Raw genomic sequence first — 18,069 nt, 5'->3', positions numbered from 1 at the left:
TTGAAAATAAAATTCAATCTGCGCGCAATACTATCCCCGCCACGCCTGCACGCTTCATGGGGCGGTTTTAATGCACTTGCATGACTCGGTGAAAACGGCACCAGCACTGGTGCCACAAGTAAGAAATGAGAGTAAATCACTCATGCATTTTAATGCAGCATGGACATGCAAGTGCAATTTAGCGCTTTTTACTCCAATCACTCCCCTCATTATCTGCTCTAACGCAAGCTAAAATCTCATCGATCAAAGAAATGGCAACCTCACGATCGCGAGGCCGAAGATGGACAGTCGGATCAGCGACCAAGCGTGCAATCATCTCAATACGTTCTACCGCAACAGCATGTTTTAACTGCAAATTCATTCTAAAAAGCCCCAAAGCCATCATAGTGAAATTACGTTAATCATAAATAACCACATACTATTTAATGTGCATTAAATACGTAGCACGATAATAAACTGTCTGATGATAGCCAGGTCGGCAGCTCTATCTTTAATCATTTGGAAATCCTCATTTAATCAAACGAAAGATTCCCCTGGAAATTAAAAAACTCACAAAATCACTGCATTTTTTGGCTGCACGTTATGATTGTTTTCCGCTTCAAGATACCTGTCAGAAAGCGTTATGCAACACTGGCTGAAAGCTCACTTTCCCACTCCCTGCCAAGCATCTGTAATGTTACTCGAAGCAATCATTCATGATGCTAACATTAATTTTATGTTGTAATTTATGGTATTGATAGTAACAAGGTGTTACTACTTGCAGAGAAGGAAAAGTAATATGATGAAAAATTTTTCAGAAGAAATTGGCGCTGCCAAACTTGACGCAGCGGTCGGGATCGCAATTGCAACACTTTCACGCGGACAGCAGTTAACCATTTTCGGGACTCGAATGCAGGCAGGAAAGAAGGTCAGTTGCCATTCTCATAGTGAAGGGGAGGAGTGGTATATTATTTTGTCCGGTAAAGGACTGATTTACCTTGCAGATGAGGACAAAAGCACTTTGACAAACCAGCGCTCCCACTTTGTCACAAAGGGAGATGTCTTTTGCATACATCCCCACACAGCACACCAGCTAGTCGCCGATACTGACCTTGACTTAATTTTCTTATGCCCGGAGTCACACCTCTCGACTGACAGACTCATGTTTGGTGATTTGTGCTAAATCATAAAACATTGGCAAAAGTGACTTAATGAAACCCAGTTAATAATAAAACAAATTCCATCAAATTATTAACATAAAGGATTCACATAACTTTACAATTACGTTACACAAAAAAAGAAATCATTGGGTATAAAGACGCCTCCTAGACACGCCGAGGTGTCGAAGGATCATCCCTACTTATTGCTGGTTTTCGGCGCAGGCTAAGTTAGCCTGCGCTTTTTTTATTAAAACGAGATGGATTAAAACAGGCGATTGCCTCCACCCACAACTTACAACTCAAGCAAGATATGTTTTTTGCGTATAAATGCCGATGGAACATAGGAAGCCCACCCCTTAGCCTCACAAAAATCAAATAGCGATAAGTTATTGGACACTTGCGCCTTTTGATAAATCAAATGAACTTTTTGCCGAACCGTCCCGGGCGTCACGTTTAAAACTTGTGCAATTTGCTTTTGACTCATTCCTCTAAACATTAAAAATATCACCTCCCACTCTCTTGTTGTAAAGAAGCTTGATGGTTCAGAAAAGATAATTGAGGCGGGTTTCCTGTCTGTAATAAAATATTTTAATGAATGATGCGTTTGTTGTTGCGCATGAAAAACTGTGCCAATACACTCACCCTCAGCATTATAGAAAGGGGTTTTATTGAAGATATACCCTTTCAATGTTTGTTCACGACCAAAGGGATGGATCTCCAGCGAGCTTAAGCGCTGCCCCAAAGCTTCAACCTTACGGTCATGCCGTTGAAAACTGGCCGCATACTCCGCCGTTATCGCAGGCAACTCACTGTCAAGTCGCCCCTCAACATTGAAGCCTTTGGGTAGATCCAACAAATCACTGTATGCAGCATTTGCATAGACAAACTCTGACTTAAGGGATTTTACCCCGTAAGGCTCATTCATTCTTTCCCAAAGTGATATTAATTGACGCGGAATTTCCTTTTTCATTATGTACTATGCCCCGGCATTGTGCACTAATATTGGCAACACTGACACTTCAGTCATAATTACTAACAAAGGAAAACGACGCCCAGCGACTTCACAAAAAACCGTAAAGCCGAGAGGGGTTATAGTAGAACCCTATAATATGACAATGTTTATTTTATAGATGGTGACACCTCACAATAAATAAGATGAAAGATTTTATGTCTGTTGACTGACACACGTCAGCCCTTAATGATTGGTATAGCAAAACTGTATTTTTTAACAAGGGCAGATGATTGCATTTGACACAATAATGATATTTAATTTTGTAACAGGCTACATATTTATAGCAGGTATTTAATTTTATTCTGTTTTTTCCTGCATGGCGTATGCCTCAACTCCTGCTGCGCAGCATTCATCCAAATATTCGCGCAAAGATAGCTCCCCTTCTCTTTGTAACCCCTGGCGGCTATCAGAGACAAAATCACAGTAACCAGACAAGCGGAAAAACTTGCCGCGAAACGCCCCTATTTCCGGAACATAGCTGATAAGCGCCAGTTACCCAGCTATTTGAATGATGTTGGGTGCTACTGGTGTAGTCATGTTTTAACCCTATATTTTTCATGCGTATTCGCAGGCTAAACTCTGTACTGTTAACCGTACCCGGTTAAGGATGGGGATAAGTACAAATTGGCGCAAAAACTGGACGCTTGAGAGCTACACTCACAACAGGCAGTTGGCGGGGATTTCTCCCCGCCGTTGCCCTTACCTGGATTCGTAAGCCATGAGTGCAGCAACCTCCCTGTTTCCGTCCCGTATTCGCAACTCACAGAGTGAATCACGGGTAAGCAACGTAAATGCTAATATCGTCATACAGATGATAAATAAGCACCAAACAAGGCGACTGTGCCTCATGATTTCGGCTCCTTGCCTTTCGGCATGTAAGAGGCTACTATCATGTTGTCTATGCATGAAAGGGCCTCGGGTTGATTAATATCGACTCGGGGCTTTTCTCTTTCTGCCTCAGGTGTGCTAGAGACAGAAAGTCTCAAGCGCCCGTTTGAAATATATCACAATCCCCCGTTGGCCTTGAAGCTATCAATAGCTTTTTGCTACCTCTCTGCCCTGTTCCTTTTAGTTACGTTCATCGCTAACCGCAAATGTTGCCACGTGCCACATATCCCGCACTCGCTCAACTTCTACTATGTGCCAGCCTTTCTCTTTCAACGAGGTCAATAACTCAATCACTACAGATGGCGCGCAATGCTTATAAAGGGCGTCGAGTGAGTGCTCAATCCCTGCTCCGCCGTAATAATGCGTATCCAATGCCAAAAGCTTTAACTCATTATAATTAGACACATTTACGACCTATAGTGCATTACTGAATCCAGGCCACTCATCAAGGGCCGGATATGAAAATTCTTTACCGTCGAAAATCACCGTTGCACCGCGTGTTAGCGCCTTAAGCTCCCAACGCTCGGCTGTGATCCCCTCGCGCGCCAGTTCAAGCAGAATTTTAGGTATGCGGTCACGCTCTGCAAACGTCAGACGGGCTGATGGGCCGTCAATTCGTGATTTATTGCGGTTTTTGATACGCTGCTGTCTGCCTGCCTTTGGTGATTGCCCCCTTACAGCGTCCTTGAGCACCTTGGAGACGTCTGGGTCATCCCAGCTAACATCCCCGCTCTCAATCAAATTCATCACCGCTGTGACGTACTCAGGCGGCGTAACAGTCAATACCTGCTCCGGTTCTTGCCCAACCTCCCCACAGTTATTGACAGGACTCCGAGGCGCGCCAGAGGCGCTTTTTAAAGTCAAAAGATCCAAATCAACGTCAACGGCCTTGCGAACAATCCGCCATTCCGTGGTGCGGGTTTCAAATACGTGGCCCTGGCCAAGATGGGGGGCGAAGATGCCAACCACCTTTTGCACCTCTTCATCGTAGGCATTCGGCTCATCGGCCACCTTGCGCGCAACACGCACGGTCTGAATGTCACGCGGTACGTTTGCACCACCCTGACCGGCTATGTATGCCGCAAAGTCCCCCGCAGACGCCGCAGCGCGAACGGCCTCGACACGCTCGTCAAAGCTCTCGGCCAGACTAATCCAGCGGAGGCAGTCGGCACGGCACTCGCGATATGCGCCCATGGTAGGAACGCCAATGGGTTTAAATTGAGGGATGCGCCAGGTAGACGCCCAGGAGGTCACAGCAGCGGCCATATCTCGCAGCGGCTTACCGGTGTCGCGGTCTATTTCACCGTCGAGCGCATAGCCGTCGATATTCTTGGCGATGTATTTTGCGATGTACCCCGCTGCACCACCTTTATTCAGGTGCTTGGCTTCAAAGCGATTTTTTGCGGCTCCGCGTTCGTTGCCATCTTCTTTCAGCGCATACCGGCGCATGATGTCGATAACCTGCTGGCACTGCTTGCGCTCGCAAAAGAGCATCATGTGCCAATGTGGCGTGCCGTCATGGTGCGGCTCAACGACGCGCATACCGTAAACACTCAAGTCACGGTCTTTAAACGCGGTGCGCATCTTGCTCCAGATGTCGACAAGATAGCGCTGGCCGTCTTTGGGGGAGAAGGCTTCCAAATCCCAATTATGATTAAACTGAACCTTTGGATCGTCTTCTTTGCCGACAACGCGGGTCGGATGGTATTTGGACGGCGTGGTGATGGTGATAAACATGCCGACATGCTTTTGGCTGGCAGCGTATTTTTCTATGCCTGCAATGGTGCTCATCAGCTCCATGCGACGGATATCCGGGTTAGAAATGCTCGCCATCACCTTATCAATCAGGTCGAAGCGCTCGCCGGTCTCGACGTTCTCAAGGTCGCACCCTTTCAGGTATTCCATGTTGGCCAATCGCCGCGCCTGCACATCCCTGATGGCCTGCTTGCTGGCGTAGGGGTATTTGTTGCGGTTGACCTCACCGGCAGCTATCAGCAACGCCTCGCGCCAGCGCGTGCGCAGTGCTTTCAACTGACGTTCCCACCACTCGGAGTTAACCAGCCGTTGCAGACCAGCAATGGCCGAATCAGCATCCAACCTGCCTTTGCGGTATTTGCGCCAGTGCATCGGCGTAACATTGAACGCACGGGCCATATTGCCAACTTGGCCATAAAAATCAGCCTGCACGCTGTTGCTGATTAACCCGGTGTTATCGCCGCCATTGGCTTCGATAAACTCCTCACAATAACGGTCATAGTTCTGCATTAACTGCCCGGCAATACGGTCAGCAAAGCGCCGCAGCTCTTTATCATCCATCCCCGGCAGGCGCGCATAGTTGTCCACCTCCGCCATAAAGCAGGGTGACACGTTGGTATTCATGGCATTTTTAGCGTTAACGATTTCGATACGTGGCCAGATACGGCGCTGAAACTGGAGCATTAGCCATTTATTGGCATCGTGTAGCCCTTTATCTTTCAGCAGGTAAGCATGGCGCGACAGGAAAATCGCACCAAGGAAGTGCGGGAGGGATTGGATATTGCGTAAAACAGCTTGCGCCTGAGCGTGTTGCTCACGGGTAAGCGGTCTCTCTTTGCCAATAGCCTGTTTGGGCGAGTTCCATGGGTGAACACCGACGAACGGCTCGCCGGTGTTGCCTGGGTAGGCTAGCGGTGGAGCGGGGGCAATGCGCCCCCGGCCTGCCTCGCTCATTCGACAGCAGCCGAGTGATTAGCGAAAGCCTCCTGACACAGCAGGCCAATGTACTCAACCCTCAAAGGCAAATCGGCAACGTCGATAATGTCAGAATCACGGATATCCTGATGAATGAGGCCCGAAACCAGTTGCATGAGTGTTGGGTAATAACCAACGGCGTCGAGCCACTCCTCGCCCGCCTTGCTGCCGCTTTTAACGGTCTTTTTCCGGTTTAGGATGAATTGGAATGTGTCACTGGTAATTACCCAGTCATCACCGATAGCGATACGCAGCATGATTAGCCCCGGAAATGTTTGGATTGTTGCTCAAAGATGGTCTGGCATGACACACAACGAATCACACCTGGGAAAGCCGCGCGGCGCGTCTCAGGTATTGGTTGGTCACATTCCTCGCAAATAGACGCAGACACACCGCCACGGTGACGAGCTGCATTAATCTGGCTCGCGAGAGTTTCCTGCTGACGCTGTTGTACTAAATCCATTAAATCCGGCATGGTTGCTTCTCCTCTTTTTTATTAAGCTCAACAATCGCATTGCGACACAGCCCGGCTATATATGCTCCTTGGCGAGAAAGGTCGTTAAAGCTGGTGATGGTTTTCAGAAATACGCCACGCTTTACTGACAAATTAATAATGTCAGCCGTGAGCTTTAATTCATCAGAGTAAATGGCAATGGTCGGGTAAACTTCGTGACCTGTTTCTTTATCCTCCTTAACATCACCGAGAATAAAACACCCGGTGCGCATTTTAGTAATTGCATACCAGCCATTGATAACGACGCGATTAGCCGGACCTTTAGCAGCGCGGACTTGCTTATCCATGAGCGACCAGCCTTTGCGCGCGCGCCTCGTGGTCGAGCTTCTCGGACTCTATGCGTAACAGTTCGATAATCTCAACACTAGACAGGCCATTAACTGCCGCGTGGGTTGCCATGAGGTCTAGTCGTGACGAGAAGCTTGTCGCCGCGTCGGCCTTGGCCTCGTTGCGGGCGTTTTTCAACATCCATTCACGTGACTCATTGTCAGTCTTATTACGCATTGCTTGGCCAACGGTTTTATACATGTGCATTTTATTTACCTCTTAAAAAGGGAGTCCATTATCAAACCCATCAAGCCAATCGAGTCCGCTCAAAAAAGTCCGCTTTCGCTCGCGCATCACATATTTAATAATCTTCACAATCTCACTAATGGAAAGACACACAGAACCAACCGGCACAACAACACTGGCGGGCTTTGATTTGATGCAAAATAAATACCCAACCTCACAAGGGGCTAGAGTAGAGTCTACGGCGATGCGAATAAGATTGTGAATATCGCATTTGAATACACGCGCGTCATTTGACGCATAAACCTCGCCCCAGAATTCAATCACCTTAGAAAGGTTTGTTTTTCGCACCCTCTCTATTAATAAGTCCATACATTAACTCCAGATAATAGAATTCCCGACGCAGTGAAGCGCATTTAAAAAGAACAGGCATTAATTAATGTAAATACTTTTCGGGCTTAACCGCCGTCAATATTGTCGGGGCACGCTCGAACAGATTGAATAACTCACGCAGCGCCTTGAATAGCGCCTCTCGCCAAGCACATGACTCTTCATCAATGCGCCAGTATGGCTGACTGAATTCAGCCTCGGTTAATCCTGCGTGAAGAAATAGCGTGCGGCGCTGAGCAATGGCCAATCGGCCAATATAACCAGACTTGCTAATACCATGCTTGCGGTACTTGGCAAACGCACTGCGTAATTCACCAATAGCACAGACAACGCGCTCGCAGTCGGCCTCGCTCATTTCCTCCAGTTTCAGCACAGAGTGACGCTGTTTAAGCTGCGCATGAAAACAGACAGTCAGGCGCTCACGCTCCATCATGTCGTTATAGAAATTGCAGGTTTCACGCCAGCGAGGCGCGGCAAGGTGCTTACCAATAAGACCACGCAGCCCGGCGGGCTGACTACGGACGGTTGCAACGGTCATGACTGTCATTTGAACCCCCTCCGCAAAACGGATTTGATTGCAGGAATCCAGCGGCCAGCGCGACGGGTGCGGATGATAATGCCCTTGCGCCCTTTGCCGTGGGTGATAGTGGTATCAAGTGTGCGGGCCGTCTGGTTGTTCCAGAGCAGCGGCGCGATAGAGATAGGCTGTTGCATGTAACCCCCTAATCAAATCAGGCCGAATGACGCACCAATGCCGCTCATGGCATCAACTACGCTGGCCGTGGCCGGGTTGACCTGTAGCCGGGCCTGTAACGCCAACGCAGAGAGGGAAAGCATTCTTATCCCTGCGTTCACGCTTTCAATCATGCTGTGCTTGCGGGCCACGGTCAGACGTTCCGCCGAAGCAACACCGCCAGCCAGCTCGCCGAGTTCACTCATTGCGCCCATGACATACGACTGCAATTTATCTTTTGCTAATTCGTTTACAGGCACGCATGGCAGGCAATGGATCTGCGCCAGAAAGCCATCGACCAGGGCCGAGTCCTCTGTGATATCTGTCAGCCGCCAGATTTCCGGCGGCGTAAGCTGATGCGGCTGCTCCGGGTTGAGCTTGTTGCGCAAGGTCTGGACATTCATGTCCGCGCTCTTTGCAAGCTTTGCCATATTGTGACGCAGCGCGAATTGGCGGCAGGCATCATCAAAGTACGGCTGTGTGGAAATCTGAAAATCAAACATGATTGCTCTCACGTGAATCACTAAGATGAATTACGCATTAAGTGAAATTTTACATTCACTTAATGCCTCAACAGTGAGAGCTGCCATGTTGACTTCGACACGCCCGCGAGGCTTGTCGCCTTTACCACGGATAGGCAAACGGCCATCGCGAATCATGTCGCGTGCAGTACCCATGGCAGTGCCAGTAAGGCGGCAGTACTCATCCAGCGGAAGGTAAGGCGTGGGAATGGTGATTGTAATACTAGGTCGCATCGTGCAAACTCCTTTTTCCACCGAACTCGGCAAAGCTCGATAACATTCACTAAATGAAGATGCAAACGAGGATATATTCTTATTGTGAAATGTCAATGCGGATATTGCACAATTTGGGAATATTATGAGATTCACATGATAAAAATCGACTACGACGGCGACAGCACACCAGTGTTAGATAGAATCATTGAGGCTTATGGGTTCACCTCTAAACTCATGTTTGCTAACCACCTTGACGTCGCAGCAAGCAGCCTTTCCAACCGATACCGACGCGGGGGCTTCCCTTCCGACCTAGTGGTCAGGTGTATGGCTGAAACGGGCGTAACGTTAGAATGGCTGGCAATGGGCCAAGGTAAAAAATTTGATGATGGCGCACTGGATATTCTGAAGTTTCCACGTCAGAAATTGGTTGACGGACATTTGTATGATTCAGGCATGGCAATGCTTGATAAAGTATTTTTTCGTGATGGTTCCGCCTTGCCATCTGAACCGTTTTGTTTACTGGATGACAAGGTGCAATACATCATTGACCGTCAGTTTACTCAAATCTACGACGGTGAATGGCTGGTTAACATCGAAGGGAAAATCAACATTAGGACGCTAGTACGCATACCTATCAACAAAGTGCGGGTAAGCGGAGCTAGCACGCCTTTTGATTGCGCCCTTGAGGACATTGACGTCTTAGGCCGCGTAGTTATGACCATTATGAACTAACTCATTATGTCTATTAGAAAACAGACTGACGGGAAATGGCTTCTCGACTTTTACCCCGAGGGAAAGCCGAAAGGAAAGCCAAGCAAACGCATCCGCAAAACCTTCTCGACCAAGGGGGAGGCGCTCGCTTATCAAAATCACATCGTTGAAAACATCCATGTAAAACCTTGGCTGGACGGAAAAGAAGACCGGCGCAAACTTAGAGACCTCGTAACTCAGTGGTTTGACGAGCATGGTGTAACACTTGACGATGGCGAGAAGCGCAAGAGTTCAATGGAGTTTGCCTGTGCCAGCATGGGGGAGCCAACAGCGCACGAATTCACGTCAACCATGTTTTCCATCTACCGCAAAAAACGCCTTTCCGGCGAGCTATCAAGAACGGCGCGCGTTGATAAAGTGACTCCGCGCACCGTCAATCTGGAACTTGCCTATTTTCGGGCTGTGTTCAATGAGTTAAAACGCCTCGGCCACTGGAAAAACGACAACCCTCTAGACTTGATGCGCCCCTTTAAGTCAGAAGAGAGTGAACTGATTTACCTCGAAAACGAGGCAATAAAACGTCTGCTTGATGAATGCCTTAACAGTCGCAACCCTAACGCTTATCACGTCGCCCGTATTTGCCTCGCAACTGGTGCCCGGTGGAATGAAGCCGAAAGCCTGACAAAACATCAAATTGCCAAAAATCGGATATCGTTTTTTAAAACGAAAGGGAACCGCAACCGAGCCGTTCCGATAAGCCAAGATTTTTATGACTCCTTACCAATCCCTGAAAAGGCCGGGCCGGTATTTTCGTCCTGCTACTCAGCTTTTCGAAAGGCCGTTCAACGAGCCGAAATCGAACTTCCTGACGGCCAGCTCTCACACGTTTTACGGCACACCTTTGCTTCGTATTTTATGATGAAAGGCGGAAACATTTTGGTTTTGCAGCGTATACTCGGGCACACAGACATCAAGATGACGATGCGTTATGCGCACTTTGCACCCGACCATCTTGAGGAAGCAATCAGGCTTAACCCACTAGTGGAACTATGACCCCTTTTTGCCCCCTCAGGACTCAAAAGCCCAACATTAACCAATAACATTCAACAGCCATGTTGTTGTATTTAATGGTAAAGCATTGATTTCCCTAGGTGGGTCACGGTTCTCATAATCGCTTGGTCACTGGTTCAAGTCCAGTAGGGGCCACCAAATATAACAAGGACTTACGCTAAAAACGTGAGTCCTTATCTTTTTCTAGGATACCGCAACGAAGTATAAGCGAGTATTACCAAGGGGGATTAATCATTACAGAAACAAAGAATTGCATGCTCAGACGCGCCATTTTGAGCATGTCTTTTGATCGTAATGATGTTCCTGATGCTGTTACGATCCAGAATGTGCAGACCAGATGGCCGTTATTAGCCGATGTGGGGCTTACTCCGAGGAAAATACTCGAACTGGCTAATAGTGATGATGAATCTATTCTTCCCGATAGCCTAATGAGAGAAATTATGGATTCTTTAAACTGGTATAACGAATATCACTCGTAATGCGTGATTGATAGCTGGAACGAACGCCCCCACATTGATAGTAAGAGCGCCTTGAGTAGTTAACCCATTTGCTAACGGTCAACTCACACTAGAGCTCGGAGTTCTTCTTGCATGTACGAAGAAAAGTATTCAGGATTTTTAATAACAACACGCCCACCAGACTGAATTTTATCAGCCCATCCGGCCACTTTTTTCGTGAACCCGGCATCCCATCCCTCCTTAATACCACGTGCAGTGACATCGACTGGGCTAGCCGGAACACCTAATTCTTTCAAATACTTCAATATTCCCTTAGCGGTACTTTCATCCATGGGATGCGGCGTGGGTACTGATGTGTTCATACCGCCAATGAAGTCCAGTGCTTTATCTATTACTGTTGACATACTCTTATCCTTAAAATTAACCACGTAATAAACAAGTTTATAATATGAACTAAAATAAGCCGTGATGTCATAGGGATCATTAACTTTATTTCATTTTTCGTGTAGTCAAACAATTGATGAAGGATAACTTGTTGTCATCGGTATAGATCCCTTCGGAGATGATATTTACCAGCTTTATCAGCCACCAAAGGGCAACGCATGCAGCATCGCCCCTTGGTTTCCATCCCACCAGCCATCCCCCCTATTGCGGCTTCTGCTGAACCTCTTTCCACAGCTTCAGCGCCAGCAATACCAATCCCCCCGCCCCCAGAACCAGCAGGAGCCAGAGCAGACCTTTCTTCCACATGCTGGCCTCTTCTGCGGCATCCACCGCGCTCAAACGTTCGGTGCCACCCAGAGTTACTTGGGATTGCAATCCAGCTTCTGGCAACGCATCGGCATCTATCGTTTTACGCAGCTCTGCCGGGATCAGGCTATCTAAAGGGATAGCCTGAGGTTGGGCGGCTTTATTTCCCCACGCCAACATGAATGGCGTGGTTCCCTGGGCATTGAATATCAAGGTTTGGCTGTCGCGCTGGGCCGAGACTTCCGGCAGTGAATCGCCCCATTGCTGGTTGATACCTTTCAAGCGGATACCCTGCACCAGCAAGCCGTTCATAGGGATTGCCTCTGCGGTGCGGCCATTCACCGAGAACACCACCTGTTTGGTCAGAGGGTGCCAACTGTCACTGGCTGCGCTGCGGTAATCGATCTCGAGTGGCAGCACCGTATTCCCCTGCGTCGGCCGAATGCTGATATTGTTCAAGGGCTGAGGATTCGGCCAGCTATATTCCGCCTCACCAGCCGTAATGGCTTTTTGGTTGACGGTCAGACCGATCCTTTGCTGTTCGGTGTGTCTGGAAGCCGCAATCCCCTGCACTGACTGGATCTTCAAATCAGGGGCCGTTTTGGCATCGTTGAACACCAAGAGCAAATAACGAGGTCTGGCATAGTCATCAAGATCGATGGTATCCAACAGCAACCGATCGCTGCCGGAAACCAGATCCATCAAGGGCACATCCTCAGCGCTGCTCGACCAGTCTTTTAAGTCGCTGCTATGAAACAGGCTAACGCGAGTCTGCCAATTTTCGGGCAGACGCTCCCAGGCCAGTTTCAACTGGGTCAGGCGGGGATAGTTGCCCTCATGCTGCGGGATCTCCAGCAGATAGGTGTTCCCCATTGGCTGGTCGCTATCCACAGGCAAGGTCACTTCAACACCACCCGCGGATTTTAACGAAATCACCTGTTGTTCCTGATTAGTGACCCTTTTACCCTTCATCGGGAACAGGCGCAGAGGGAAAGTCTGGCTATTCTCCTGAGTGGTGACGTTCGCAGCCAGCGCAAAGGGGACGGCCTGCCCCTGATTGTTGAACACTCGCACATCGCGCAGATCCGGCCAAACGCTCTCGGTATACACGGCCTCAGGCAGTTCAATACGGAAAAATGGCGCGCTGCCTTCAGTGGTTAGCGATATGCCATAGGCGAAGTCTTGCGGTTTTTCAGCCACCGGCTCCGCACTGGCAGCACCAGCCAGACAAAGCGACCCCAGCAGCAACCAGTTATTCAGTTTTACTTTCATACATTCCCTCGTTCGCTTGCCACATTGGGTTCCTTACCGCGCACCGCTTTGGGTGGCAATGGAGAAAAATATCCCACGATCAACACCAGTATCGCCACACCGATAAACGCGATGGCACGAGCCAATCCCCCACCCCGAGCGCTATCAACCAGCATCAATTTAACAATGACGATACCGAGCAACGCCGCACCGCCAAACCAGACCTCACGTTGTCCACGGCGGGTTGATAACACCATGACGATCAGCGCTATCAGCATCCACAGCAAAGCGAATGTAGTCTGCACCAGACGGGAGCCCCAGAGCGTATCGGCGCGCCAGGCAATATCGGCGTAATAGGCCAGCGCACGCAGGACCGCCCCATTGCCCCACCAGAACAGCATCGCGAGGGTGAACAGCGGCAGCGCCAGTTTCAGCAATGCGGCAAATTGCGGGTATTCCCGCCGGACAAACAGCCCCAGAGTCACCAGAGCCAAGAGTGCAAAACCAGCCCCCTCTTCCAACGGGTTCAACAACGGTAAAGAACGCCAGCCTATACTGACCCCATCAAACACGTTGCCTACCAGCAACAGCAGCAGAGCCAACGCCGCCAATGGGGCCAGGGCAATCGCCCCATACAGTTGACGATGTTCGGCAAACGGCCAGCATCCTTTGCGCAGCGCACCATGTGTAGCCAAGATGATCAGGGAGAGGAAGCCCATTTGCAGGCCCAGCTGCCATTCATCCATACCCCACGGCAAGCGCATCGTGCGCCAAAAAACTTCATAACCCAGCGCAAACACCACCATCCAGAACAGCGACAGGTGTAATCCTTGCTGCAGGCGCAGTAACGGCAGAGAGCCTGCTTCGCGCTTCAGCAGCCAGTACGCCACCGGCAAGGTCAGTAACCAGACCAGATTCGGCCAGCCGAAGAACAATAAAGAATCAAAGTCGACTAATTGGAACAACAGCATGGCCAACATGCCCGGCCACAGCAGCCAAATGCTATAACGTAGTTCGAGCCAAGCCAGCCTTTGTGCCGTCCAACGCCACAGCACTACGGATAGCGTCAACAAGGCCAACGCCAGGAAAGCCCCGTAGCCATAATCCAGCGGCAATCGCCCGGCAAAACCGAGCAGGCAAACCAGCCAGAGCAGGATGCCGCCAGCCAGGAAGGAGCGGCTTACAACCAGCCTGAATGCAGCATCGCTCTCCAGATCGCGCCAGAGGAATGCCACCGCGAGCCAAGTTAATGCCAGTACGGCGAACACCAGCGTGAAGGAGAGCGTCGTCATTCCAGCGCCAAGAGCGACCAGGGCTGAAGCCAAGGCCAGCACCAACAGACCAGAACCGCTGAGGCTCATGCGGATTTGCTTTTGTTCACGACCAAGCCACAGAATGCCCAACCCTTCCAGCGCCCAAGCCATGGATGTCCACTCAGCAGACAGTGCCAATGGGATCGCCAGCGTAGTGAACACTCCGCCCAGCGCCAAACCGGAAACCGCCAACATGCGGCCCAGGGATGGGTAGCGCTTCAATGCGGCCCAGGCCAGTAACAGGTAAGCCAAACCGAAGCCCAGCGCCGAGAAGGCCGGGCCAAACTCCCACTGGCGAACGATCAGATACTGCATGCCAAAACCGATTAACGGTGGGCCAAACAGCAGTGCACCATCGATAATCTTCTCGCCAGGTAACTGTGCACGTAGAGTCAAAGCCAGGCATAGCACACCAAAAATCACGATATTGGCAATCAGGAACAGCTGGCAGCCCAGGTAGTATTCCGGCAAGTAGTTGTTTACTCCCCACAGCCCAGCGACGCCAAAGGAAAAAACAAAGCCCAGCAGGTTAAGTGGCCGCCATGGCTGCCAGACGCTGATCGCCAAAATGCCCAGCGAAAGCAGCAGATAATAGGAGAATAGCGCGACATAGCTGCCGCCACCGGTGGACAGCAGCAAAGGTGAAAGATAGCCGCCAATACTGGCAAGCATCGCCAGGCTGAGGGCGCGCTGCAATACGGCCAAGCCCACGCTGGCGGCGCAGATCACCAGCATCAGGCCAAATGCCAGCATATGTGGCAACAGTTGATAAAGCCGGAAGGCACCAAATACGGTGATATAGAGCGCGCCAACCGCGCCCCCTTGCAGGATCAGGGCATACATCGTCTGTTTAACACGCAGACGCCAGCCAAACCACAGTAAAACGCCGCTCGCCACCGCCGCGCCCATTAACCGGAACTCAATAGGCAGCATGTCGCGTTCAACGGTGTATTTCATCAGGTAAGCCAAACCGAAGAACAGCAGCAAGACACCCAACTTCGCCAGCGGGTTGCCTTGCATAAACCAGCCCACCAGCCCGCTGAGCAGGTCGTTTTTCGGCGGCTGCGGCTTATCAATGGCAGGTTTATCAGCAATAGGTGGGCGAGGGATGGTTGTTACTGGTGCGGCTGGTTTTGGAGCTGCGGGCTCCCATGGCGATATAACCGGCGGGGAAACGGCCATGTCAGTTGCGGGTTTAACGGCATACTGTTGTGCCGCGTGCGCCGCAAAGTCATGCGTTGTCTTCGCCGCCACAGGTTGCGCCTGAGAAACGGGCGTTGGCCGCGATCTCCCGGTTTCCTCGAAGCGGAGATCATCCACCTGTTTTTGCAACTGGGTGATGGTCAGTGTCAGTTGGGCAATTTCCCGCTGATTGCGGTTGCCACGGCTGAGCGATACCACCACTGAAATGGGTAATACCACCAGGCACAGGAACAACGCCAAACCAGCGATAAATATCAATCCATCCATGGTGCACCTTTAGATCATTTATCGTGGCATCAGTCTTACACCAAAACATAACCGCCGACAATGGATTGATACCTGCCAACCCGGCTCAGACTAATAAAATACCGTTAGCTTGGCGGCTGTTCTTCGGCTGATTCAGGCTGGTTTTTTCTGAGCCGTGGATATTTCCATAGCCACCGCCCGCTGACCATACGCCAATAGAAGAAGACTCCGCGAACGGCCCAGTCCAAGAACATCCCCAGCCAGACACCCACTACGCCCATGCCCAGCACGATGCCCAGGATATAACCAGCGACTACCCGGCAGCCCCACATGCCCAACATAGTCACCCACATGGCAAATCGGACATCACGCGCGCCCTTCAACCCAGCGGGTAACACCCAGGATGCAGCCCAAATCGGCATAAACGCGGCATTAAGCCAAATCAGGATTTTGACTACCTCTTTAACATCGTCTTCCTGGGTATAAAATGAGGCAAACAGCCCGGCAAAGGGAGCGGTTCCCCAGGCAATCACCGTCAGGCCAATCGTCGCCAGCCAAAAGACGTGCTTCATCTGCCGTTCGGCCTGAGCAATTTGCCCTTTCCCCAGACGCCTGCCGACGATAATGGTCGAAGCAGATCCCAAAGCATTCCCCGGCAGGTTAATGAGTGCCGCGATAGAGAAAGCGATAAAGTTACCGGCGATGACGTTGGTGCCCATCCCGGCGACAAACATTTGTGTCAGCAGTTTGCCCGCGTTGAACAGCACCGATTCGATACTGGCGGGAATACCAATCCCCAGCACCTCACGCAGGATGCTGCTGTTAAGTGGCGTAAAATAGCTTTTGAGCGTAATACGCAGCGCCGGATTAAAGCCCACCGCCAGAACAGCAATAATGGCGATCGCGCCAATATAGCGGGCAATGGTCAGCCCCAGCCCCGCGCCAACAAAACCCAGCCCTTGCCAGCTAAATACCCCATAAATCAGCGTACTGCTGATGAGGATGTTGAGGATATTCATGCCGCCATTGATCAGCAGCGGGATCTTGGTGTTGCCCGCCCCACGCAGGGCACCGCTACCAATCAGGGCGATGGCGGCTGCCGGATAGCTCCAGACGGTGGTTTGCAGATAAGAGAGTGCCAACGCTTTGACTTCGGGCGTGGCTTCACCGGCGATCACGTTAATGATCTGTTGCCCGGCCAAATGGATCCCAACCGCCAGCAGCACCGCCAGCACGGTCATTAATACCAGCGATTGACGTGCCGCCGCCCGCGCCCGTTTGCGATCGCGAGTGCCAAGACTAAAGGCCACCACCACCGTGGTGCCCAGATCCACCGCAGCGAAAAAGGCCATGATGACCATGTTGAAACTGTCTGCCAGGCCAACACCCGCCATCGACTCTTTGCCGAGCCAGCTCACCAGGAAGGTGCTGAGCACCCCCATCAGCAGTACGCAGGTGTTCTCTAGAAAGATCGGTACCGCCAGTGGCGTGATCTCGCGCCAAAAAAGCACCCGATAGCTTTTTCGCTTGGCATGCCAATGCGTCTTGGCAATCTGCTGGGGCAGTAGCCCGTGTAAGTTCAAGGTTGGCCTGTAGCAAGGAAGTGAAACATCGTTTCAAATGATGATTTATCAACGCTTACTCTGCAAGCGTTTTCTGCTCACTATGCATTGCGAAGGATGACGGCGACTCAGAGAAAAACATCGTGCTATTAGTTTCACTCTTACCCCGTAGCCAAACCAAATAACGCCCCGATCCCCGAGGACACCCCCATTGCCAGTGCACTCCAGAAGGTAATGCGCATCACTCCAGGGCCGATTGGTGCACCGCCCACTTTGGCCGAAACGCCCCCAAGCACCGCCAGGGAGACCAATGCTGAGCAGGCAATGGCGAGGATGGTCCATTCAGTTGTCGCGATGGCCGCTACACATAGCGGTAATATTGCCCCGGCTGCAAAACTCAACGCTGAAGCCCACGCGGCCTGTAAAGGACGCGCGGTGGTGATTTCTGAGATCCCCAGTTCATCACGCGCATGGGCTCCTAGCGCATCATGGTGCATCAGTTTTTCTGCCACTTGTTTAGCCAGAGCCAAATCAAGCCCCCGATGGACATAAATCGAGGTTAACTCCCGGTGTTCACCCTGAAAATCGCTATTCAGCTCAGCTTGCTCTTCAGCCAGTGCGGCCTTTTCAGTATCGGCCTGGGAAGACACTGAAACATACTCACCGGTTGCCATCGACATCGCACCAGCCACCAAGCCAGCCACTCCGGTCAATAGCAAACTTTGCTGAGTTACGTTAGCCGACGCTACGCCCAACAGCAGACTGGCGGTAGAGACTATCCCGTCATTAGCACCGAGAACAGCAGCCCGCAGCCAGCCAATTTTTTCCATGCTGTGTCGTTCCCGGTGCAT

Annotated in this window: 23 protein-coding genes and 1 pseudogene; 4 read left to right on the top strand and 20 right to left on the bottom strand. The window is 50.8% G+C overall.

All coding sequences use genetic code 11. The features are described from left to right. Window positions 1-178 precede the first annotated feature (178 nt). Window positions 179-385 (bottom strand): hypothetical protein, encoded by a 207-nt coding sequence (locus tag ACMV5I_RS05495; RefSeq protein WP_414823826.1) that lies wholly within the window; start codon window positions 383-385, stop codon window positions 179-181. Between the two features lie 393 nt (window positions 386-778). On the opposite strand from ACMV5I_RS05495, the gene ACMV5I_RS05490 reads away from it, so the two are divergent. Further along, window positions 779-1,162, top strand: coding sequence for a cupin domain-containing protein (locus ACMV5I_RS05490; RefSeq protein WP_414823825.1), 384 nt, complete (start codon window positions 779-781; stop codon window positions 1,160-1,162). 269 nt (window positions 1,163-1,431) lie between these two features. Here ACMV5I_RS05490 and ACMV5I_RS05485 read toward each other — a convergent pair whose 3' ends face one another. The 14 genes and pseudogenes from ACMV5I_RS05485 to ACMV5I_RS05420 form a co-directional block, all read right to left on the bottom strand. After that, entirely contained in the window at window positions 1,432-2,109 is a 678-nt protein-coding gene (locus ACMV5I_RS05485; RefSeq protein ID WP_414823824.1) for a helix-turn-helix transcriptional regulator, read from the bottom strand. 348 nt (window positions 2,110-2,457) lie between these two features. Next, window positions 2,458-2,643: pseudogene (locus ACMV5I_RS05480) on the bottom strand (toxin-antitoxin system HicB family antitoxin); the annotation flags it as partial. A gap of 207 nt (window positions 2,644-2,850) precedes the next feature. Next, complete coding sequence (locus ACMV5I_RS05475; protein WP_115160074.1) at window positions 2,851-3,000, bottom strand: type I toxin-antitoxin system Hok family toxin; 150 nt, start codon at window positions 2,998-3,000, stop codon at window positions 2,851-2,853. A gap of 219 nt (window positions 3,001-3,219) precedes the next feature. Next, entirely contained in the window at window positions 3,220-3,444 is a 225-nt protein-coding gene (locus ACMV5I_RS05470; RefSeq protein WP_414823823.1) for a hypothetical protein, read from the bottom strand. A gap of 9 nt (window positions 3,445-3,453) precedes the next feature. After that, window positions 3,454-5,748, bottom strand: a complete 2,295-nt coding sequence (locus ACMV5I_RS05465; protein WP_414823822.1) for a replication endonuclease — start codon at window positions 5,746-5,748, stop codon at window positions 3,454-3,456. Beyond that, window positions 5,745-6,026 carry a DUF5405 family protein gene (locus ACMV5I_RS05460; RefSeq protein ID WP_414823821.1) on the bottom strand — a complete coding sequence of 94 codons (282 nt, stop codon included), beginning with the start codon at window positions 6,024-6,026 and terminating at the stop codon, window positions 5,745-5,747. The genes ACMV5I_RS05465 and ACMV5I_RS05460 overlap by 4 nt, the downstream gene beginning before the upstream one ends. 2 nt (window positions 6,027-6,028) lie before the next feature. Further along, the gene (locus ACMV5I_RS05455; protein ID WP_414823820.1) at window positions 6,029-6,244 is read right to left on the bottom strand and encodes a TraR/DksA family transcriptional regulator; all 216 of its coding nucleotides are present in this window, start codon (window positions 6,242-6,244) and stop codon (window positions 6,029-6,031) included. After that, complete coding sequence (locus ACMV5I_RS05450) at window positions 6,232-6,570, bottom strand: DUF5405 family protein (protein ID WP_414823819.1); 339 nt, start codon at window positions 6,568-6,570, stop codon at window positions 6,232-6,234. The genes ACMV5I_RS05455 and ACMV5I_RS05450 overlap by 13 nt, the downstream gene beginning before the upstream one ends. Next, window positions 6,563-6,811: a DUF2732 family protein gene (locus tag ACMV5I_RS05445; RefSeq protein WP_414823818.1), complete on the bottom strand. Its 249-nt coding sequence runs from the start codon at window positions 6,809-6,811 to the stop codon at window positions 6,563-6,565. The genes ACMV5I_RS05450 and ACMV5I_RS05445 overlap by 8 nt, the downstream gene beginning before the upstream one ends. An 18-nt stretch (window positions 6,812-6,829) precedes the next feature. Next, a complete protein-coding gene (locus tag ACMV5I_RS05440) occupies window positions 6,830-7,165 on the bottom strand; it encodes a hypothetical protein (RefSeq protein WP_414823817.1) in 336 nt (111 codons plus the stop codon). Window positions 7,166-7,229: 64 nt separating this feature from the next. Next, complete coding sequence (locus ACMV5I_RS05435) at window positions 7,230-7,730, bottom strand: replication protein B (protein WP_414823816.1); 501 nt, start codon at window positions 7,728-7,730, stop codon at window positions 7,230-7,232. Next, window positions 7,727-7,897, bottom strand: a complete 171-nt coding sequence (locus ACMV5I_RS05430) for a hypothetical protein (protein WP_414823815.1) — start codon at window positions 7,895-7,897, stop codon at window positions 7,727-7,729. Before ACMV5I_RS05430 ends, ACMV5I_RS05435 begins: the two co-directional genes overlap by 4 nt. 12 nt (window positions 7,898-7,909) lie before the next feature. Beyond that, window positions 7,910-8,419 (bottom strand): phage regulatory CII family protein, encoded by a 510-nt coding sequence (locus ACMV5I_RS05425; protein WP_414823814.1) that lies wholly within the window; start codon window positions 8,417-8,419, stop codon window positions 7,910-7,912. 30 nt (window positions 8,420-8,449) lie between these two features. Further along, window positions 8,450-8,671, bottom strand: coding sequence for a regulator (locus ACMV5I_RS05420; RefSeq protein WP_414823813.1), 222 nt, complete (start codon window positions 8,669-8,671; stop codon window positions 8,450-8,452). A gap of 135 nt (window positions 8,672-8,806) precedes the next feature. Here ACMV5I_RS05420 and ACMV5I_RS05415 point away from each other — a divergent pair, with 135 nt between their 5' ends. The 3 genes from ACMV5I_RS05415 to ACMV5I_RS05405 all read left to right on the top strand — a co-directional run bounded on the left by ACMV5I_RS05415 (window position 8,807) and on the right by ACMV5I_RS05405 (window position 10,914). Further along, window positions 8,807-9,385, top strand: coding sequence for a phage repressor protein CI (locus ACMV5I_RS05415; protein WP_414823812.1), 579 nt, complete (start codon window positions 8,807-8,809; stop codon window positions 9,383-9,385). Window positions 9,386-9,391: 6 nt separating this feature from the next. Next, a complete protein-coding gene (locus ACMV5I_RS05410; RefSeq protein ID WP_414823811.1) occupies window positions 9,392-10,417 on the top strand; it encodes a tyrosine-type recombinase/integrase in 1,026 nt (341 codons plus the stop codon). Window positions 10,418-10,689: 272 nt separating this feature from the next. Next, window positions 10,690-10,914, top strand: coding sequence for a hypothetical protein (locus ACMV5I_RS05405; protein WP_024483063.1), 225 nt, complete (start codon window positions 10,690-10,692; stop codon window positions 10,912-10,914). 83 nt (window positions 10,915-10,997) lie between these two features. On the opposite strand, the gene ACMV5I_RS05400 is transcribed toward ACMV5I_RS05405, so the two are convergent. From ACMV5I_RS05400 to ACMV5I_RS05380, 5 genes are all read right to left on the bottom strand, one after another. After that, window positions 10,998-11,297 (bottom strand): DUF1889 family protein, encoded by a 300-nt coding sequence (locus tag ACMV5I_RS05400; RefSeq protein ID WP_024483064.1) that lies wholly within the window; start codon window positions 11,295-11,297, stop codon window positions 10,998-11,000. A 241-nt stretch (window positions 11,298-11,538) separates the two neighbouring features. Further along, window positions 11,539-12,915 carry a DUF3999 family protein gene (locus ACMV5I_RS05395; RefSeq protein WP_414823810.1) on the bottom strand — a complete coding sequence of 459 codons (1,377 nt, stop codon included), beginning with the start codon at window positions 12,913-12,915 and terminating at the stop codon, window positions 11,539-11,541. Next, window positions 12,912-15,677, bottom strand: coding sequence for a DUF2339 domain-containing protein (locus tag ACMV5I_RS05390; RefSeq protein ID WP_414823809.1), 2,766 nt, complete (start codon window positions 15,675-15,677; stop codon window positions 12,912-12,914). The genes ACMV5I_RS05395 and ACMV5I_RS05390 overlap by 4 nt, the downstream gene beginning before the upstream one ends. 104 nt (window positions 15,678-15,781) lie before the next feature. Further along, a complete protein-coding gene (locus ACMV5I_RS05385) occupies window positions 15,782-17,239 on the bottom strand; it encodes an EmmdR/YeeO family multidrug/toxin efflux MATE transporter (RefSeq protein WP_202672902.1) in 1,458 nt (485 codons plus the stop codon). 140 nt (window positions 17,240-17,379) lie between these two features. Beyond that, complete coding sequence (locus ACMV5I_RS05380) at window positions 17,380-18,069, bottom strand: VIT family protein (RefSeq protein ID WP_202672904.1); 690 nt, start codon at window positions 18,067-18,069, stop codon at window positions 17,380-17,382.

This window comes from Serratia sp. T13T92, from assembly GCF_047530105.1.
In the GTDB taxonomy this organism is placed as follows: Bacteria; Pseudomonadota; Gammaproteobacteria; order Enterobacterales; family Enterobacteriaceae; genus Chania; species Chania fonticola.
The sequence above is the reverse complement of the archived record's forward strand: the minus strand, read 5'-3'. Positions and strand labels throughout refer to the sequence as shown.

Excerpts from the sequence above, each read along its gene's own strand:
- ACMV5I_RS05420 (WP_414823813.1), bottom strand. The coding sequence starts at position 8,671 with ATGCGACCTAGTATTACAATCACCATTCCCACGCCTTACCTTCCGCTG.
- ACMV5I_RS05400 (WP_024483064.1), bottom strand. The coding sequence starts at position 11,297 with ATGTCAACAGTAATAGATAAAGCACTGGACTTCATTGGCGGTATGAAC.
- ACMV5I_RS05455 (WP_414823820.1), bottom strand. The coding sequence starts at position 6,244 with ATGCCGGATTTAATGGATTTAGTACAACAGCGTCAGCAGGAAACTCTC.
- ACMV5I_RS05410 (WP_414823811.1), top strand. The coding sequence starts at position 9,392 with ATGTCTATTAGAAAACAGACTGACGGGAAATGGCTTCTCGACTTTTAC.
- ACMV5I_RS05435 (WP_414823816.1), bottom strand. The coding sequence starts at position 7,730 with ATGACAGTCATGACCGTTGCAACCGTCCGTAGTCAGCCCGCCGGGCTG.
- ACMV5I_RS05415 (WP_414823812.1), top strand. The coding sequence starts at position 8,807 with ATGATAAAAATCGACTACGACGGCGACAGCACACCAGTGTTAGATAGA.
- ACMV5I_RS05390 (WP_414823809.1), bottom strand. The coding sequence starts at position 15,677 with ATGGATGGATTGATATTTATCGCTGGTTTGGCGTTGTTCCTGTGCCTG.
- ACMV5I_RS05445 (WP_414823818.1), bottom strand. The coding sequence starts at position 6,811 with ATGTATAAAACCGTTGGCCAAGCAATGCGTAATAAGACTGACAATGAG.
- ACMV5I_RS05450 (WP_414823819.1), bottom strand. The coding sequence starts at position 6,570 with ATGGATAAGCAAGTCCGCGCTGCTAAAGGTCCGGCTAATCGCGTCGTT.
- ACMV5I_RS05485 (WP_414823824.1), bottom strand. The coding sequence starts at position 2,109 with ATGAAAAAGGAAATTCCGCGTCAATTAATATCACTTTGGGAAAGAATG.
- ACMV5I_RS05425 (WP_414823814.1), bottom strand. The coding sequence starts at position 8,419 with ATGTTTGATTTTCAGATTTCCACACAGCCGTACTTTGATGATGCCTGC.
- ACMV5I_RS05475 (WP_115160074.1), bottom strand. The coding sequence starts at position 3,000 with ATGAGGCACAGTCGCCTTGTTTGGTGCTTATTTATCATCTGTATGACG.
- ACMV5I_RS05440 (WP_414823817.1), bottom strand. The coding sequence starts at position 7,165 with ATGGACTTATTAATAGAGAGGGTGCGAAAAACAAACCTTTCTAAGGTG.
- ACMV5I_RS05395 (WP_414823810.1), bottom strand. The coding sequence starts at position 12,915 with ATGAAAGTAAAACTGAATAACTGGTTGCTGCTGGGGTCGCTTTGTCTG.
- ACMV5I_RS05465 (WP_414823822.1), bottom strand. The coding sequence starts at position 5,748 with ATGAGCGAGGCAGGCCGGGGGCGCATTGCCCCCGCTCCACCGCTAGCC.
- ACMV5I_RS05460 (WP_414823821.1), bottom strand. The coding sequence starts at position 6,026 with ATGCTGCGTATCGCTATCGGTGATGACTGGGTAATTACCAGTGACACA.
- ACMV5I_RS05430 (WP_414823815.1), bottom strand. The coding sequence starts at position 7,897 with ATGCAACAGCCTATCTCTATCGCGCCGCTGCTCTGGAACAACCAGACG.
- ACMV5I_RS05380 (WP_202672904.1), bottom strand. The coding sequence starts at position 18,069 with ATGCACCGGGAACGACACAGCATGGAAAAAATTGGCTGGCTGCGGGCT.
- ACMV5I_RS05405 (WP_024483063.1), top strand. The coding sequence starts at position 10,690 with ATGCTCAGACGCGCCATTTTGAGCATGTCTTTTGATCGTAATGATGTT.
- ACMV5I_RS05495 (WP_414823826.1), bottom strand. The coding sequence starts at position 385 with ATGATGGCTTTGGGGCTTTTTAGAATGAATTTGCAGTTAAAACATGCT.
- ACMV5I_RS05490 (WP_414823825.1), top strand. The coding sequence starts at position 779 with ATGATGAAAAATTTTTCAGAAGAAATTGGCGCTGCCAAACTTGACGCA.